We start from the raw sequence: 15,284 nt of genomic DNA, 5'->3' as shown, positions 1-15,284 counted from the left end.
TTCGAGCGTAACAATACGTTGCGTCTCGTTATTAGCGGGCCAGTGAGATCTCCACGACATTCCGCTTCACGAAAGGAACCATTCATGCAGGTTCGGGTCGATCCGGACAAGTGCCAAGGTCACACGTTGTGCGCCATGCGGGCACCAGCCATCTTCGAACTCAGCGACATCGACGGGCATGCCACTGCAATGTCGGGAGACGTCCCGGAAAGCGAGCACGCAGCCGTCCTCGAAGCCGTCGGTTCATGTCCAGAGCAGGCGATCTCACTGTCCTGACCCGCGCTGTGCTGACCAGCCCTTTCCTGACCAGCACTGTCCCGACCCGCACTGTTAGCTATCACCTCGAAGGAATCGATATGACTGACCTCGCCGACGACGCCCGCAAGGCGAAGACCTTCCAGTTCACCCGGCATAGCCCGACGTTTCGGAACGAGTTCGAGTCGGTGGCGCAGGAGATGCAAGCCCGCTGCCCGGTTGCCTGGTCTGATACGTACGGCGGCCACTGGGTGGCTGCCAGCCACGAGGCGATCTTCGCTATCGCCCGCGAGTCCGACGTGCTGTCCAACGATCACGATGTGAGCGGCACGAAGCGGGGCTACCAAGGCATCAGCATCCCGGCGGCGCAGACTCAGTACCGAGGTGGGTTTCTGGAGATGGATCCGCCGGAGCAGCGGCAGTACCGTCAGGCGCTCAATGCCTACCTCTCGCCGGCCGCCGTGGCGCGGTGGAAGCCATTCGTGGAGGTACTCACCCGGGCCTGCCTGGACGAGGTCATCGAGTCGGGCCGGGTCGATTTCGTCGATGACCTGGCGAATGTCGTGCCCGCCGTGTTCACACTGGCGATGCTCGGTTTGCCTTTGAAAGACTGGGACATCTACTGCGAGCCGACGCACGCGGCCATCTACACTCCTCCTGAGTCACCAGACTTCCCGCGGGTGATCGAGCAGAGCATGCTCATGCAGCAGCGGTTGGCCGAGGCGGTCGTTGAGATCCGCGAGAACCCGCGTCCGGGCATGATCGACGCCCTCATCAACGCAGAGATCCTCGGTGAGGCGCCACCGGACCACGAGATCATCGGAGCGCTGAACCTCTTGATCGGCGGTGGATTCGACACCACCACCGCGTTGACAGCACACTCGTTGGAGTGGTTGTCCGAGCATCCGGCCGAGCGGACGAGGCTCAGCGACGAGCGCGAGACGCTACTCGACGCGGCAACAGAGGAGTTTCTCCGCTTCTACACGCCCGCTCAAGGTGACGGCCGGACGTTCAGCGCCGACTGTGAGCTGGCCGGGACGAAGTTCGAAGAGGGTGAGCGGCTGTGGCTGTCGTGGGCGATGGCTAACCGGGACCCTTCGGTGTTCCCGAACCCGAACGAAATCGACTTCGACCGGCACAACAACCGGCACACCAGCTTCGGCCTGGGCATCCACCGTTGCATCGGCTCGAACATGGCCCGGATGGCGTTCAAGACCATGCTGACCCAGGTTCTCGATCGGATGCCCGACTTCGTGACCGACTCGAGCGGTGCGGTGCACTACGAGACGGTTGGCGTGATCAACGGCATGCAGCACCTGCCGGCGACCTTCACGCCCGGCAAGCGTCTGGGCGCGAGTTTCGCCGACACGCTCGAGTTGTTGCAGCAGGCGTGCGACGAGCAACGCCTGGCCGAGCCGGTGACGGTCCGAAGCGCCACGGCAAAGATCGGGTAGTTGCCCTTTCATCTGCAAGCTCTTGTACCCCGCAACCACTAGGAGGTCGTGAACATGGCTGATGCTGAAGTCGACGTCAACGGCGGCATCGTCGTCTATGAGCTGATCGGACCAGAAGATGGCGACGTGGTCGTCGTGACTCCAGGTGGCCGGTTCAGCAAGGACTATGGCGGTGTACACGAGTTGGCGTACGCGTTGGCCGAACGCGGCAAGCGGGTTCTGCTTTGGGACCGTCCCAACACCGGACGGTCAGACATCCAGTTGTACGGCCGGTCGGAATCGCACATGCGGGCCGAGACCCTGGGTCTGATGCTGGAGAAGCTGGGCATTGACCAGGTATTCGTGGCGGGCGGCTCGGGCGGTGCCCGCGACAGCATCGTCTTCACGCTGATGTTTCCCGACAAGGTCCGCAAGCTTGCGACCTGGCACATCGTCGGTGGCACCTACAGCAGCCTTTCCCTCGCTGGCGTTTACGTCCTGAACGAGCTACGCACCGTGCGGTCGCAAGGCATCGAGGGGGTTATCCAGATGGCGGGTGCGGCCGGAAGCTGGGCGGAACTCTGTGCCGCCAATCCCCGAAACGAGGACCGGCTGCGGGCGCTGGGGGCCGCTGAATTCGAGCGGGTGATGAATCGCTGGCTTGACGCGTACATCCCGAAGCCCAACGAGGCGATCCCGGGCGTGCCCGACTGGGAGTTCGAGCAGATCAAGGTGCCGACACTGATCATTCGCGGCGGTGAGATGGACTATGACCATCCGAAGCGCACCTCGTTCGAGATACACGCGCTGATCAAGGGCTCTCGTCTGGTCGAGCCGCCGTGGCCCGAAGACGCCTGGGAACAGGCCGGCAAGGCGACTGCCGAAGGCCGAGGCAGCCTGTTCGACCCGTGGGCGAAGGCCGCGCCCATGCTTGTGGACTTCATGAACGAGTAGTAACAAGCTCCGCGTTCGCACTGCCGAAAGTCTCGACCGACGCACTCATGGCTTGAGCCCGTGAGGCGCCGACCCTCATGCCACTTACCTGGGAGGTAACGAGTAATGAGCACAATCGCAGACGAGGTTCGCGTTATCGATGCTGACACCCACCTGACCGAGGCTCACGACCTCTGGACAAAGCGGGCGCCTGCCGCTTACAAGGATCGAGTGCCGCGAGTCGAGACCGTTGAGGGCAAGCCCACCTGGGTGGTCGACGGTTCGCCTCTGGGATTCGCCGGCGGCGGCGGTGTTATCGATCGAGAGGGCGAGAAATTTCCGTTCGCCGAGTCCATGATCGAGTGGGGAATCGATCGGATTCATGAAGCTGCGTACAACACCGACGTCCGACTTCAGGTCATGGACGCCTGCGGAATCCACGCCCAGGTGCTCTATCCGAACTCGATCGGCCTCGGTGGTCAGGCACTGTCTACCGCTGTCCAGGATCCGCTCTTGCGTCGGCTGTGCATCGAGATCTACAACGACGCCGCCGCCGAGTTGCAGGAGTCGTCGAACAAGCGATTCATCCCGATGCCCGTCCTGCCTGCGTGGAGCATCGACGAATGTGTCCGGGAGGCCGAGCGCGTCGCTGACCTCGGGCTGCTAGGCGTGAACATGACTTCAGACCCTCAAGACGCCGGGTCGCCGGACCTTGCGAGCCGGGCCTGGGACCCGTTGTGGGAAGTGTGCGCGGACCGAAACCTGCCCGTCCACTTCCACATCGGTGCGAGCCTTACGGCGATGAACTTCTACGGCAACTACTTCTGGCCCTCGCAGCACGAATACGTCAAACCGGCTATCGGCGGCGCGATGTTGTTCATCAACAATGCGAGAGTCCTGATCAACACCGTCTACGCCGGAATTTTCGATCGCTTTCCCAAGCTCACGATGGTGTCGGTAGAAAGCGGTGTCGGCTGGATTCCGTTCATGCTCGAAGCCATGGACTACGAGCTGCTGGAGAACGCGCCCGTGCAGGCCGCGCAGCTGTCGAAGTTGCCGTCGGAGTACTTCAAGGACCACTGGTACGCGACGTTCTGGTTCGAGAAGGGTCAGGGCCAGTTGCAAAGCCTGATCGACACCGTCGGCGAGGACAAGGTGCTCTTCGAGACTGACTTCCCACACCCGACCTGTTTGTACCCATCGCCCCTGGACAGCATGGAAGAAAAGATGATGACGCTCCGTCCGGAGACGCGCCGCAAGGTCATGGGGGAGAACGCCGCAAGGTTGTACCGCCTCTGAGGGGTCGTACCCGCAGGCCTGCCCGACACGCGGAGCGGGGGCCTCGGCAACGGTATCTTCGTCGCTATGACTTCCTTTGTCGATAAGTCCATCGAAGCGTTGCGCTCCACCCACGACGAGCTGGCCGGGGTAGTGAACGACTTGTCCGATGACCAGCTCACCGCGAAATCGGCAGCATCGGAATGGTCGGTGGCCCAGGTTCTCTCGCACCTGGGTAGCGGCGCCGAGATCTCGCTCGCGACCCTGCGGTCAGCGGTGGACGCGACGCCGGCTCCAGATCAGGGTTTCAACGAGAATGTATGGGCTCGATGGAACGCCCTTAGCGCGCGCGAACAGGCTGCGGGATTCTTGGCCGCCGACGAGGAACTTGTCGTGGCGTTGGAGGCCTTGACGGCTGCCGAGCGGGAGGCATTGCAGGTCAAGTTGGCTTTCCTGCCGACCCCGATGCCGTTGGCCGGCTATGCCGGTATGCGGCTGAACGAGGCGGCTCTGCACAGTTGGGACGTCCGGGTATCGCTCGATCCAGCCGCTGTCATCGCGGACGACATCGCAGACGTGCTCGCCGAACACCTCTCGACAGACCTGAGCTTTCTCCTCGGCTTCACGAGTAAGGCTGACGCGCTCGCGTCCCCCGCCGTCGTCGAACTCCGCGGAACGCCTTTCGTCCTGGCCATCACAGACACAGTCAGCCTCGCGCAAGCAGCGGCCGTGCCGCCGACCGCAACGTTCAGCGGACCGCTCGAAGCCGCGCTCCGCCTCGTTGCGGGCCGGCTGACCGCGGCATACACGCCCGACGGTGTCGACGTCACCGGAAATGTCAGCCTCGACGATCTTCGCCGGGTGTTCCCTGGCTTCTAATGTGGCTGCGTTCAGGACGCGGTTCGCACCAACGCGATGAAGGATTCCATGGCGCTGACCATGTCGACTTCGTCCGGAGCAAGCAACCACTGAAGCTGGAGGCCGTCGAAGAGGGCAATGAGCTGGACGGAAAGAGCGTCGGCGTCCAATGCCGCAGCGAGCAGGCCGGCCTGCTGGTCCTGTCGAAGCGCGCCTGCGATCAAGTTTCGCATGTTGCTGTAGCGGTGTTGGAACCACAAGTGACCGGGGTTTTCCGGATCCGTACTTTCCGCAGACAGGGTGACGAAGAGCCGAATCAGGCCAGGGCGTTCGGCGTTGTGGCGGCAAAGCTCCAGTAAGGCATCGAGGTAGCTGCCTTCGTACTTCGAGACCCGTTCGATGTCGGTGTCTTCGCGGCGTTCTAGTACAGCAAGCAGCAGATGCTTCTTCGAGGCGAAGTAATGCAAGACGCCCTGCTGGGTCAGACCCGCTGCCGCTGCGATGTCTGCCATCGGCGCGCCGCGAAATCCTCGCACCGCAAACGCGTCCTCTGCTGCGCCGAGGATGTCGTCTCGTTTGGATTGAGCGCTTCCGGAAACCCGCCGCCCCGCCGTGTCTGTCACCCCAAGATCGTATGGCCGTTGTCTGCAGATGAGGCGCGAGGCGGCCTTACCAAGACCAAACCGCAACCAGTTATAACTCTTCGTAATCAATTTGTTACTACCGAGTACTCGGTAGGGCGACTATGGTCCAGGTCACAGTGTCGTCCGGCAATTCACATTGCCTTGGCAAAGACGATCGAAGGTGGCAGCAGATGACCATGCGCCGACGGACCCTGTTCAGCTCGCTCGCCACCATTGTGGCCGCGATAACTCCTCTGCTTGTGATGACGCCGGCCTCGAACGCCGCGACGCCGTCTACGCCGGCCACCACGCCGTCTACGCCGGCCACCCCGCCGCGCACGCTGGCAGCCAGACCGTGGCTCAACGCTGAACTCACCCCGGCCCAGCGAGCTCAGGCGCTGATGGCACAGATGACCTTGCCCGAGAAGGTCGACCTGATGACCGGCAACCAGGGCGACGCGCCCTACGCGTACTACAACGCGCCCATTGTTCGGCTGGGAATTCCAGCCCTCAAGATGGCCGATGCCAGCTCGGGTATTGCACCGCGCGGCTGGTCGCTGCTCGGAACAGGCCAGAACGCCACCGCGATGCCGTCGATGGAAGCTCTCGGCGCGACCTGGTCGGATGCCACTGTGGACAAGTTCGCCGGCGTGGTGGCCGATGAGGTCCTCGAGACTGGCCAGAACGTCTTGCTCGGGCCGGACAGCGACATCATCCGCCAGCCGTGGTGGGGTCGGGCCAACGAAACCGAGAGTGAAGACCCGATCATCAATGCGAACATCACCAGCCGCTATGTGCAGGCCGTACAGGCGAAGAACATCATCGCCGACCTCAAGCACTATGCGGTCTACAACCAGGAAACCAATCGCAGCAACGGTCAGAACAGCATCCTCAGTCAGCGCGCCCTGCGCGAGGTCTACACGCTGGCCTTCGAATCGGTCATCCGGCGCGCCAACCCCGGCTCGGTGATGTGCTCGTTCAACAAGATCAACGGCGAGTACTCCTGCGACAACGCCAACACGCTGCGGACCGTGCTGAAAGGACAGTTGAAATTCACCGGCTTCGTCATCACCGACTTCGGCGCGCTGCACGACACCCTCAAGGGATTGCAGGCCGGAACGGACATGGAGACCGGCACCCAGACCTTCTACGATGGTGCGTTGCTCGCTGCGATAACCGATGGAACTGCCTCGGAAACCCTCGTTGACCAGGCAGTGTTGCGGATCCTGACGACGATGTTCCGTCTGGGCGTGTTCGATCATGCCTATACGCCATCGGCGATCCCGGTTGCGGCACACGACACGGTCGCCCGCCAAGCCGAGGAGCAGGCGATCACCCTGCTGAAGAACAGCAATAACACCTTGCCTCTCAGCCCGAGCACGAAATCGATAACGGTGGTCGGCGCCGATGCCAACATCCTCGCGGCACCTAGCGGAGCACCCTGGGTCAGTCCGACCGAGACCACCCCTGTGCTCAACGGAATCGAGGCTCGAGCTGGATCAGCAAGCGTCAATTGGGTTGCCGGCAACGACCCGGTCAATGCGGCGTCGATGTTCGAGGCCACCGACATGACGACCGTGCCATCTTCCGTCCTCAAGCCGACCAATGGCGTCGGCACCGGACTGCAAACCTTCTACTGGAACAACACCACATTCCAGGGCGCTCCAACGACATCGAGGGTCGAGAAGCAGGTCAACTACGACGCCGGCTTCCTCAGCACGTTCGGCTCGTGGGCGGGGCAAACGTCCCAGGTCCCAATCCCCCCGGTAGATTCGCCCGCCGCGCAACAATCAGTCGTCTACGACGGCAGTATCACCGCCCCCAAGACGGGCGACTACATCCTCAACCTGACCGGCTACGGCGACGCCACGTTGGCCTTGGACGGCACGCAGATCGTGACCATGACCGGCGCAGACGCCGTCAAGTCCAGCGCCTCGTCCGCGGTGCTTCACCTCACCGCCGGCCAATCGCACACCTTGCACATCACCTATCAGGCCACTCATCCCTTCGACAGCCTGGAGCCGGGGACCTTGCTACTGCAATGGAAAACTCCTGCGAACACCTACTCGCCTGCCATCAAGGCAGCGGCAGCTGCGGCCAAGAAGAGCCAGGTCGCCATCGTGTACGTCCGGACATATGAAGGAGAACAACGCGACCGCGTCTCACTGAAACTGCCCCAGAGTGGGAACGAGCTCGTGAAAGCAGTACGCGCCGCAAACCCCAACACCATCGTCGTACTCGCCAACTCTGGGCCGGTCACGATGCCCTGGCTCAGCTCCGTCCCGGCTGTGGTTGAAACGTATTTCGGGGGCCAGGAACAGGGCAGCGCGCTGGCCCGGATCCTTTGGGGCGATGTCAACCCATCAGGGAAGTTGCCCATCACATACCCGACCAGTGACACCGCCGTTCCGCCGGGCGTGACCAACCCATGGGCCACTGCTTCTGACCTCAACGTCAGTTACGGCGACGGAATCAACGTTGGCTACAAAGGCTATGACACGGCGGGAATCACGCCATTGTTCCCGTTCGGGTACGGGCGTTCCTACACAACGTTCAAGTACGCGAATGTCGCCATAGCGCCGGCCGCGATCACCACGAGCACGCCCTTCCGGGTCAATTTCCAGGTGACCAATACCGGAGCCCGGATCGGATCGGAAGTCTCCGAGGTCTATGTCAAATTGCCCACCAGTACTGGTGAACCACCCAAGCGGCTCATCGGCTATGTCAAGACCAGCATCGGGGCCCGCCAGACCAAGGCCGTCAGCGTTCCGATCGATCCGCGAGCGTCGACTCACCCCCTGAGCTACTTCGACAGCACCAGCAACTCTTGGAAGATCAAGCCCGGTACGTACACGGTCTACGTAGGCGCCTCTGAGCGAAACATCAAGCTCACTGCCACGCTGACCGTGTCGTAACGAACTGGAGAAACGCGGGCGACTGCAGCCAGCCACCAGTGCGGGCCAGCAACGCCAGATCGCTCTAGTTGGCGACGCTTCTGGGGTACGTTTCCCGTTCTTCGGTTGCCGATGTCGGCGACGGCGTGGGTCGGCGTGGTTCTCGTACCCCGGCAGTGCCCCGGCCATGTTCGACCCAGAGGGTGACCGAGGAGCCGGCACGTCGCACCGCACCGGCGGACGGAACCTGATCGACCACCGTGCCCTCAGACGATGCTGACAGCGGGTGCGGCTTGCCGCCGGGATTATGGCCGAGAGCCACAAAGCCCGCGTCGTGAAGCACCTGGCAGGCGTCGCCAGAGTTCATGACCAAGACGTCGGGCACCACGATCAACGCTTCGGCCGGTCGCTTGCGGCGGACCTTGCCGGCCAGGCCACGGACGGTCGCATCGAGGGCAGCGCTGGCCGAACCCTTCGCTGTGGACGCACCCGGGCTTATAGCTGCGGTTGCTGCGGTTGCTGCGGTTGCTGCGGTTGGCGCGGTTGCTGCGGTTGGCGCGGTTGCCGGCTCGTCGAGGTCGCGCCACCTTTCCCACGCGGACTGACGGCTCACCCCAAGGTTGGTCGCGATCTCCGCCCACGACTTGCCGAGCCGTCGGGCAGCTCTGACCGCGTCCAGCTCTGCTTGCTCGAGCAGGCGTCGAATCACGCCGATGTCAGCCAACGCGTCAAGCGGGGCTCGATCGCTCGCGGTTGCCTCGTCTACCTGCGGAAGACGCCTGATGAGGCGTCGCCATGCCCGGCGGCCTTCTTCCCAGGCAGGTCCTGCTATATCCATGACCTCACGTCCCCGACCTCACGTCCCCGACCTCACGTCCCCGACCTCACGTCCTTGTCTGTCAGGTTACCCTGACGCTTGCCGATGAACCAGAACGTTCTGAGCGGCGGCTCGCGCGGGATATACTGGACGATATAGTCCAGTGTGGTGTTGCGGTAGTCATGGGCGGAAGGTGCCAGCGCGACTGGCAGCACTGCGTGCCTAAGCAGAAGACGTCGGCCGGGCCGCGCAGCAGCGCGCATTCCAGCAGCCGTCAACAGGTTTAGCCGACTATGCAGTGAGGTAGGTCTTGATCTGATTCAAAGCCATGTCCAGGGCGATCTCCATGGGTTTTATGTCGTGATTAGTCTCGGCGAGCAGGTAACCGCCTTGCAAGGCCGCCATCAGACCAGTGGCCAGCGCGTCCGGGTCCGCATCGGCCCGCAACGACCCGTTGGCCTGCATGCGACGTAGGCCGTCGGCGATCAAACCTTCCCACGACGCGAAGAGGGCGGCCAGGGTTGAACGAGCTTGCTCGTCCTGGTCGGACAGCTCACTGGCCAGCGATCCCAACGCGCACCCGTAGGCGCCTCGCTGCAGCGAGTTGACCTGAACGAGCATGTTGCGCCACCGCGTCAAGCCGGCAAAAGAGTTCAGGCGTTGGAGCCGCTGACTCTCACGCGCCAGGATCTCCTCGCCGCGCAACGCTACGACGGCATGCACCAAAGCGTCCTTGTCGGCGAAGTGATGGTAGAGCTGCGATTTGCTCGTCCCGCTGGCCGCTCGGACGTCGTCCAGGGTGGTGGCGTTGACCCCATTGAAATACATGAGATCCGCCGCGGCCCGGACAATCCGGGCCTTCGTTGCTGCCCCGCGCGAAGTCACGCGGGTAGCCGACGTCGTTGTTACGGCCTCGTCCACGGCGCAACACTACCTGCGCGATGGATCATTCCGCTGCATCGCAGCGGACTGCATGGTCCACTGACGAGGCGTTTCATCGCACGGAATCGAGCATCGGCGGGGTGTGAATCATCCTTGCGGGAGGAGGAAGCATCGCCGCAAATGCGCGATCGTAGAGGTCAATGCGAGGGAGAACCGATGGCGTCCTTGACGAGACGGGCCAAGCATGTGAGCGGAGCGGCCGTCGAGACCACCCGCGGAAGGGCGTGGCTGGCTCGGACGGCATTTGTCGCGGCGTTTGCTGCTGCCGCTATCTTGCTGGGGTTTGCCGGACTGAAGAGCCTCGTCCTGCTGGCTTCGGGAGCCGCGGGAGCCGTTGTGACGGTTGCCGGCCTTTACGGCTTTCTCGTGACTCGTGGGGCGCTGCGTTGGCTATCGCTGGCCGCGGCGGTGCTTGCCCCGATCGCGGTGCTGGTGCTGTGCATCCGCAACAACCTCCTGCTCGTCGTGCTGATTTCGCTGGCACTTGCGGCAATCTGCGTTGTTGCCGGTGGCGCCGCGCTGGCGGCGGACCTACCCAAAGCAGGGATGCCGACCTATGAGATCGCTGCCCCGCGCCATCCGTACTTGATCATGAATCCGCGTTCAGGCGGTGGCAAGGTGGCGAAGTTCGGGCTCAAGGAGCGGGCCGAAGCCTTAGGCGCGGAAGTAGCGCTGCTCTCCGGGCCTGGCGAGGTCGATGTGGCCGAGCTTGCTCGCGAAGCGGTCGCGCGCGGCGTCGACCTGCTCGGAGTGGCCGGCGGGGATGGCACCCAGGCGCTCGTCGCCGGGATCGCCGCTGAGCACGGACTGCCGTTCCTGGTGATCAGCGCCGGTACCCGCAACCACTTTGCGCTCGATCTCGGTTTGGATCGCGAGCAGCCGGTGAAGTGCCTCGATGCGCTCGAAGACGGGGTCGAAGTCCGTATCGATCTCGGTGATGTGAATGGGCGGACGTTCGTGAACAACGTGTCCTTCGGCGCCTACGCAGAGGTCGTCCAAAGTCCGGCTTACCGTGACGACAAGCTGCGAACCACGTTGGACCAGTTGCCGGATCTGCTGAACGGTCGGCGCGGAGTGCGGTTGCGGGTCGAGGCAGCCGGGGTCACGGTAGACGGGCCGCAGGCCGTGCTCGTAAGCAACAATCCATACGGCACGACCGACCTCGCGGGCTTCGGCCGCCGAGCTCGTCTGGACGAGGGCACGTTGGGGGTAGCTGCGGTATCTGTCGCCAACGCCCGGCAAGCCATCGGCCTGCTCAATCGCGCCCACGAGCGGGGTCTTGAGCGGCTCACGAGCAGTGACGCGGTGGTGTATGCCGAGGCGGCTGAGATCCCGGCCGGGGTGGACGGCGAGGCCCTGATGTTGTCGACCCCCGTGAGATGCGTCGTGCATCGGCAGGCGCTGCGGGTTCGGGTGCCCCGCAACCGGCCCGGGGTACCAAAACCCCGCCCGTCGATGGACTGGGCGCGGCTTCGGCAACTCGCGTTCTCCCGACCCGGTCGACGGTCCGAAGGCGGCGAGCGAGCGTGACGGCACGTCCCGCGATCGCCGATCAGCTGCGGTCCGCCCTCGGCGAATTCGATCGGCTCGATCAGGCGGTGTACACGACGATCGCGGCGACGCCCACTCCGACGCTCGATCAGTCGCTGCGCAGAATCTCCAACGCCGCAAACTACTCCCGGCTCTGGATGGTGACAGCGGCTGGTCTGGCGCTGTTCGGTGGCCGGCCCGGGCGAAGGGCAGCCATACAGGGCATGGCCGCGATCGGTGTCAGTTCGGCGGTCGCGAACCTGATCGGAAAACAACTGCTCGTGCGCGCGCGACCAGACCGGCTGTCGGCGGCAGTGATCCAGGAGCGCCACGTACGGATGCCTACTTCGACTTCATTTCCCTCGGGGCACGCTGCCTCGGCGTTTGCCTTTGCTACGGCGGCGGGAAGTGAGCTGCCGTTACTGTCGCCGCCGTTGCAAGCGCTCGCTACAGCTGTCGCCTATTCCCGAGTACATACCGGAGTTCACTATCCGGGGGACGTCATCGTCGGCGCTGCCATCGGATCGGCCGCGGGCAGCCTGGTCGGAAGCCTCGCCCGGCGCATAGCTGGCCGTAGGGGCTGACCTGACTCGAGTTGTGCTTTCTGGGCTTCTGGGCTTCTGGGCTTCTGTGTTCCTGGGCTTCTGTGTGGGTTGAGACCGGCAGGCTACCGAGGCGGTACGCACCGTTCCACGCTGGCGACCAGCCCGTTTGCGTACCTGTTCTCGTCGGCGGAATTCAGGCCTGACATTCCGGCGCTGTTTCCGCCCGCCTCGTTGTAGATCCAGGGGACGTTCGAGAGCAGCTGGACCGTCCAGATGTTGCCCGCCGGCAGCCCGCGGGTGCCGAGGTCGTACCCGACGTTTCCCAGCAGGGTGATCGGGTGCCCCTCGGCGCTGGCTCGCTGTGCCTGAAAGATTTGGCCGTACCGCATGCTGAGCGCGGCTACCCGGCTATTTGTGAAGACGATCTTCTGCCCGCTGGGTGCAGCACGGTAGTTGCCGACCGATTGGTAGTACACGATGTTATTGCCTTGGTTGAATCCGATGCCACCGTTTGAACCGGCCTGATCATGGATGCTCAACGCCAGCGCAGCATGGGCGTTGTTGGCGATTCTCGCCCGGTCGCCGAGCGAGGTGGGCGAACCGGCGCTGGCCTTGGTCATGACCACCCGGTAACCCACCGCCTGCAGCTTTGCCTTCACGAGTTCGGCGACCGAGAACACGTCGCGCATCTCGGGTTCGTTCTCGTAGTCAGAGACGTTGAGTCCGGTCGCGGGATCGGTGGCCGTGATCGTGGGACTATGCCCCGGGTCGATGACGATGACCGGACCGGTGCCCGGTGGCACCGCCACGACTTGGGGGACTGTCGGTGGCGGCGCAGCGGGCGGGGGAGTGCTCGATGATGGAGCCGGACTCGATAGCTTCGGCTTCGGGGTCGGTTTCGCAGTGGTGCGGACGTGGCTGGTAGATGGCGCAGCTTTGCTCGTCGGCGGCGAAGCCACTTGCGCCGTCGTCACGGCGGCAGCTGCCGAGGTAGCGGCCACCGTCGGTGACTTGGCCGCCTGGCATCCGGCGATTGCCGTGGTCGCGCACAGGACGGCGGCAACGCAGGCCGCCACCCGTAGGTGCGGTACCGCCCGCCGGACTCCGGGCACCGGCCTGCGCCCGAAGCGGCTGCGATTCATTCGCCTACCGTATCGGTAGGGGGCACGTCAGCCGCGTTCTGGTCGAGGTGGCGGCGTCGGCCCACCAACTGCATCAGCCCACAGAGCAGTGAGAGGGAATCGAGACATGACCCCTGACAGCGACCCCATGACTGACCGACCAAGCGACCGAATCGTGGCGTCTGCCCGAGCGAGCTTGACTGCAACCAGCCGTCTCGAAACTGAGATCAAGGCCCGAGACTTCAGCTTCGTAGCCGACGATCCGCGCTCGGGTTCGGCGGGCGCCGGGCCCACGCCGACTGAGTTTCTGCTCATGGCGCTGGCGTCTTGCACGGCGATAACACTGCGTGAATACGCAGACCGGAAGTATGACTACGCCGGTGGCATCACCGTCGATGTCGCCTATCACGAACCCACCGAAGAAGGCGCCGAGCGGTTTCTGCGTCGGACGATAACGCTCTCCGAGAAGGTTCCTGAGCCTGACTACGAACACATGCTCGATATTGTCGAAAAGACGCCCGTGACGCTGTTACTGAATTTCGCCTGGAGCGTTCGGACCGAGATCATCAACGCTTAGATCGCGCTTAGATCGCGCTTAGATCGTCAACGCTTGGGTCTTGCCGATCCGGGGCCAGTTTGTCCCGACTTTGCCAGATCAGCAAGGATGGTTGCCAACACCTCGCGCGAAACGGCACAGTCGTCTGCATGCGCCACGATCATCCAGCCGACCCGTCCGAGATGTTGACTCAGCAATTCTGGGACGACCGCTATGGCTCTGCGGACGCGATCTGGAGCGGAAACCCCAACCCGCTTCTCGTCGAGTACGCGTCGAAACTGCACCCGGGAACCGCTCTTGACGTCGGCAGCGGCGAAGGCGCGGACGCGATCTGGCTTGCTTCGCGCGGCTGGACGGTGCTCGGCATCGACATCTCGGCGGTAGCGCTCCAGCGCGCCGCCGACTTGGCCGCGATTGCTGGCCAGCAGATCGCGGACCGAATCGACTGGCGACAGATGGACCTGCTCGCTGGCGAGACGTCCACCGATGCTGTCTCGGGGCCATTGGAAGCACAATACGATCTTGTGTCCGCGCAATTCATGCATCTGCCCCGCGTAGACCGAGAGTTGTTGCACCAGCGGCTTGCCGCCGCGGTCCGCCCCGGCGGAGCGCTACTAATCGTCGGCCACCACCCGGCAGATCTGGAAACCACCATGGGCCGACCGAGTCTTGCCGATTTTCTGTTTACCCCGGAGCAGGTGGCGGCTCAGCTGGACCGCTCCGAATGGAGCGTCGTGACCGCCGCGCCCGAACGACAAGCTCTCGATCCGGACGGCGTGATGATCACGATCACCGACGCAGTGCTGTACGCGACCCGACGTCGCTGAGGACGCCCCCTCAGCCAGCCCTGAGCACGAATTCGGGCCCGACCTGCAGACCGGTTCCAGTCCAACTGCACGCACGCAGGTCGATGACCACGCTATCGGCGTCCGATTGCACCGCCTCGCTCCCGATCCCCAGCACATGTCCCGCGCCAGCTGATCGGCCTGCCCGGATCCCGTTCAGGCTGTCTTCTACCACTATGCAATCGCTGATGGGTACGGAAAGCCTGTCGGCCGCAAGGAGATACCCGTCCGGAGCGGGTTTGCCGGCACTGACGTCTGTCGACGCCACGACGACCCGTGGCAGTTTGAGCCCGGCCGCCGTGAACCGTGCTGACAGCAACGCCGTGCTCGCGGACGTAACGACGGCCCAATTATCCGGAAGCGTTCTAAGCAAGTCGGTCGCGCCCGCGATCGGCTTTGTCGTGTCAGCATCGGCGATCTCCAGATCATCGATCGCTTCGAGCCCGCTCGCTCGCTCGGCTTCGGGAAGGTAACGCGCGACCGTGTCCACCGAACGCCGGCCGTGGACGCCATCCAGCACGATGGACGGATCAAGGCCGCGCTCGTTCGCCCAGCGTGCCCAGGCCCGGTCGCCGCTGGCTTTGGAGTCGACCAGGACCCCATCAGAGTCGAACAGGATTGCCCTGCAAGGGATTTCGAATCGAGCGCTCATGG

The 15,284-nt window shown here is 63.7% G+C and carries 16 protein-coding genes; 11 read left to right on the top strand and 5 right to left on the bottom strand.

What is annotated here, in order from left to right; all coding sequences use genetic code 11:
• Positions 1-84 precede the first annotated feature (84 nt).
• The 5 genes from ACSMXN_RS22415 (at position 85) to ACSMXN_RS22395 (ending at position 4,778) form a co-directional block, all read left to right on the top strand.
• Positions 85-276, top strand: a complete 192-nt coding sequence (locus ACSMXN_RS22415; RefSeq protein ID WP_022914302.1) for a ferredoxin — start codon at positions 85-87, stop codon at positions 274-276.
• Positions 277-356: 80 nt separating this feature from the next.
• Complete coding sequence (locus ACSMXN_RS22410; protein WP_022914303.1) at positions 357-1,709, top strand: cytochrome P450; 1,353 nt, start codon at positions 357-359, stop codon at positions 1,707-1,709.
• A gap of 54 nt (positions 1,710-1,763) precedes the next feature.
• Positions 1,764-2,642 (top strand): alpha/beta fold hydrolase, encoded by an 879-nt coding sequence (locus ACSMXN_RS22405; protein ID WP_022914304.1) that lies wholly within the window; start codon positions 1,764-1,766, stop codon positions 2,640-2,642.
• 105 nt (positions 2,643-2,747) lie between these two features.
• The gene (locus tag ACSMXN_RS22400) at positions 2,748-3,920 is read left to right on the top strand and encodes an amidohydrolase family protein (RefSeq protein WP_022914305.1); all 1,173 of its coding nucleotides are present in this window, start codon (positions 2,748-2,750) and stop codon (positions 3,918-3,920) included.
• 66 nt (positions 3,921-3,986) lie between these two features.
• The gene (locus ACSMXN_RS22395) at positions 3,987-4,778 is read left to right on the top strand and encodes a maleylpyruvate isomerase family mycothiol-dependent enzyme (RefSeq protein ID WP_022914306.1); all 792 of its coding nucleotides are present in this window, start codon (positions 3,987-3,989) and stop codon (positions 4,776-4,778) included.
• An 11-nt stretch (positions 4,779-4,789) separates the two neighbouring features.
• Here the strand turns inward: ACSMXN_RS22395 and ACSMXN_RS22390 are convergent, their stop codons facing one another.
• Positions 4,790-5,380 (bottom strand): TetR/AcrR family transcriptional regulator, encoded by a 591-nt coding sequence (locus tag ACSMXN_RS22390; protein ID WP_022914307.1) that lies wholly within the window; start codon positions 5,378-5,380, stop codon positions 4,790-4,792.
• A 191-nt stretch (positions 5,381-5,571) separates the two neighbouring features.
• On the opposite strand from ACSMXN_RS22390, the gene ACSMXN_RS22385 reads away from it, so the two are divergent.
• A complete protein-coding gene (locus tag ACSMXN_RS22385) occupies positions 5,572-8,295 on the top strand; it encodes a glycoside hydrolase family 3 C-terminal domain-containing protein (RefSeq protein ID WP_022914308.1) in 2,724 nt (907 codons plus the stop codon).
• Between the two features lie 64 nt (positions 8,296-8,359).
• Here ACSMXN_RS22385 and ACSMXN_RS22380 read toward each other — a convergent pair whose 3' ends face one another.
• Complete coding sequence (locus ACSMXN_RS22380) at positions 8,360-9,112, bottom strand: PASTA domain-containing protein (RefSeq protein ID WP_022914309.1); 753 nt, start codon at positions 9,110-9,112, stop codon at positions 8,360-8,362.
• Positions 9,113-9,382: 270 nt separating this feature from the next.
• Positions 9,383-10,012 (bottom strand): TetR/AcrR family transcriptional regulator, encoded by a 630-nt coding sequence (locus ACSMXN_RS22375; protein WP_022914311.1) that lies wholly within the window; start codon positions 10,010-10,012, stop codon positions 9,383-9,385.
• Between the two features lie 177 nt (positions 10,013-10,189).
• On the opposite strand from ACSMXN_RS22375, the gene ACSMXN_RS22370 reads away from it, so the two are divergent.
• Positions 10,190-11,563 (top strand): diacylglycerol kinase family protein, encoded by a 1,374-nt coding sequence (locus tag ACSMXN_RS22370; protein WP_081649222.1) that lies wholly within the window; start codon positions 10,190-10,192, stop codon positions 11,561-11,563.
• Positions 11,560-12,147 (top strand): phosphatase PAP2 family protein, encoded by a 588-nt coding sequence (locus ACSMXN_RS22365; RefSeq protein ID WP_022914313.1) that lies wholly within the window; start codon positions 11,560-11,562, stop codon positions 12,145-12,147. Before ACSMXN_RS22370 ends, ACSMXN_RS22365 begins: the two co-directional genes overlap by 4 nt.
• An 83-nt stretch (positions 12,148-12,230) precedes the next feature.
• Here ACSMXN_RS22365 and ACSMXN_RS22360 read toward each other — a convergent pair whose 3' ends face one another.
• Positions 12,231-12,917: an N-acetylmuramoyl-L-alanine amidase gene (locus ACSMXN_RS22360; RefSeq protein WP_022914314.1), complete on the bottom strand. Its 687-nt coding sequence runs from the start codon at positions 12,915-12,917 to the stop codon at positions 12,231-12,233.
• On the opposite strand from ACSMXN_RS22360, the gene ACSMXN_RS22355 reads away from it, so the two are divergent.
• The 3 genes from ACSMXN_RS22355 (at position 12,886) to ACSMXN_RS22345 (ending at position 14,612) form a co-directional block, all read left to right on the top strand.
• Positions 12,886-13,269, top strand: a complete 384-nt coding sequence (locus tag ACSMXN_RS22355; protein ID WP_196811358.1) for a hypothetical protein — start codon at positions 12,886-12,888, stop codon at positions 13,267-13,269. The two genes, ACSMXN_RS22360 and ACSMXN_RS22355, sit on opposite strands and share 32 nt — an antisense overlap.
• 87 nt (positions 13,270-13,356) lie before the next feature.
• A complete protein-coding gene (locus ACSMXN_RS22350) occupies positions 13,357-13,806 on the top strand; it encodes an OsmC family protein (protein WP_196811359.1) in 450 nt (149 codons plus the stop codon).
• A gap of 128 nt (positions 13,807-13,934) precedes the next feature.
• A complete protein-coding gene (locus ACSMXN_RS22345; protein WP_022914317.1) occupies positions 13,935-14,612 on the top strand; it encodes a class I SAM-dependent methyltransferase in 678 nt (225 codons plus the stop codon).
• A 10-nt stretch (positions 14,613-14,622) separates the two neighbouring features.
• Here ACSMXN_RS22345 and ACSMXN_RS22340 read toward each other — a convergent pair whose 3' ends face one another.
• A complete protein-coding gene (locus tag ACSMXN_RS22340; protein WP_022914318.1) occupies positions 14,623-15,282 on the bottom strand; it encodes an HAD-IA family hydrolase in 660 nt (219 codons plus the stop codon).
• Between the last annotated feature and the right edge of the window lie 2 nt (positions 15,283-15,284).

Source organism: Parajatrophihabitans canadensis, from assembly GCF_053764775.1.
The sequence above is the reverse complement of the archived record's forward strand: the minus strand, read 5'-3'. Positions and strand labels throughout refer to the sequence as shown.

Bases quoted from the DNA above. Each gene is read 5' to 3' on its own strand.
- ACSMXN_RS22415 (WP_022914302.1), top strand. From the start codon at position 85: ATGCAGGTTCGGGTCGATCCGGACAAGTGCCAAGGTCACACGTTGTGC.
- ACSMXN_RS22410 (WP_022914303.1), top strand. From the start codon at position 357: ATGACTGACCTCGCCGACGACGCCCGCAAGGCGAAGACCTTCCAGTTC.
- ACSMXN_RS22405 (WP_022914304.1), top strand. From the start codon at position 1,764: ATGGCTGATGCTGAAGTCGACGTCAACGGCGGCATCGTCGTCTATGAG.
- ACSMXN_RS22400 (WP_022914305.1), top strand. From the start codon at position 2,748: ATGAGCACAATCGCAGACGAGGTTCGCGTTATCGATGCTGACACCCAC.
- ACSMXN_RS22395 (WP_022914306.1), top strand. From the start codon at position 3,987: ATGACTTCCTTTGTCGATAAGTCCATCGAAGCGTTGCGCTCCACCCAC.
- ACSMXN_RS22385 (WP_022914308.1), top strand. From the start codon at position 5,572: ATGACCATGCGCCGACGGACCCTGTTCAGCTCGCTCGCCACCATTGTG.
- ACSMXN_RS22380 (WP_022914309.1), bottom strand. From the start codon at position 9,112: ATGGATATAGCAGGACCTGCCTGGGAAGAAGGCCGCCGGGCATGGCGA.
- ACSMXN_RS22370 (WP_081649222.1), top strand. From the start codon at position 10,190: ATGGCGTCCTTGACGAGACGGGCCAAGCATGTGAGCGGAGCGGCCGTC.
- ACSMXN_RS22355 (WP_196811358.1), top strand. From the start codon at position 12,886: ATGACCGGACCGGTGCCCGGTGGCACCGCCACGACTTGGGGGACTGTC.
- ACSMXN_RS22350 (WP_196811359.1), top strand. From the start codon at position 13,357: ATGACCCCTGACAGCGACCCCATGACTGACCGACCAAGCGACCGAATC.
- ACSMXN_RS22345 (WP_022914317.1), top strand. From the start codon at position 13,935: ATGCGCCACGATCATCCAGCCGACCCGTCCGAGATGTTGACTCAGCAA.
- ACSMXN_RS22340 (WP_022914318.1), bottom strand. From the start codon at position 15,282: ATGAGCGCTCGATTCGAAATCCCTTGCAGGGCAATCCTGTTCGACTCT.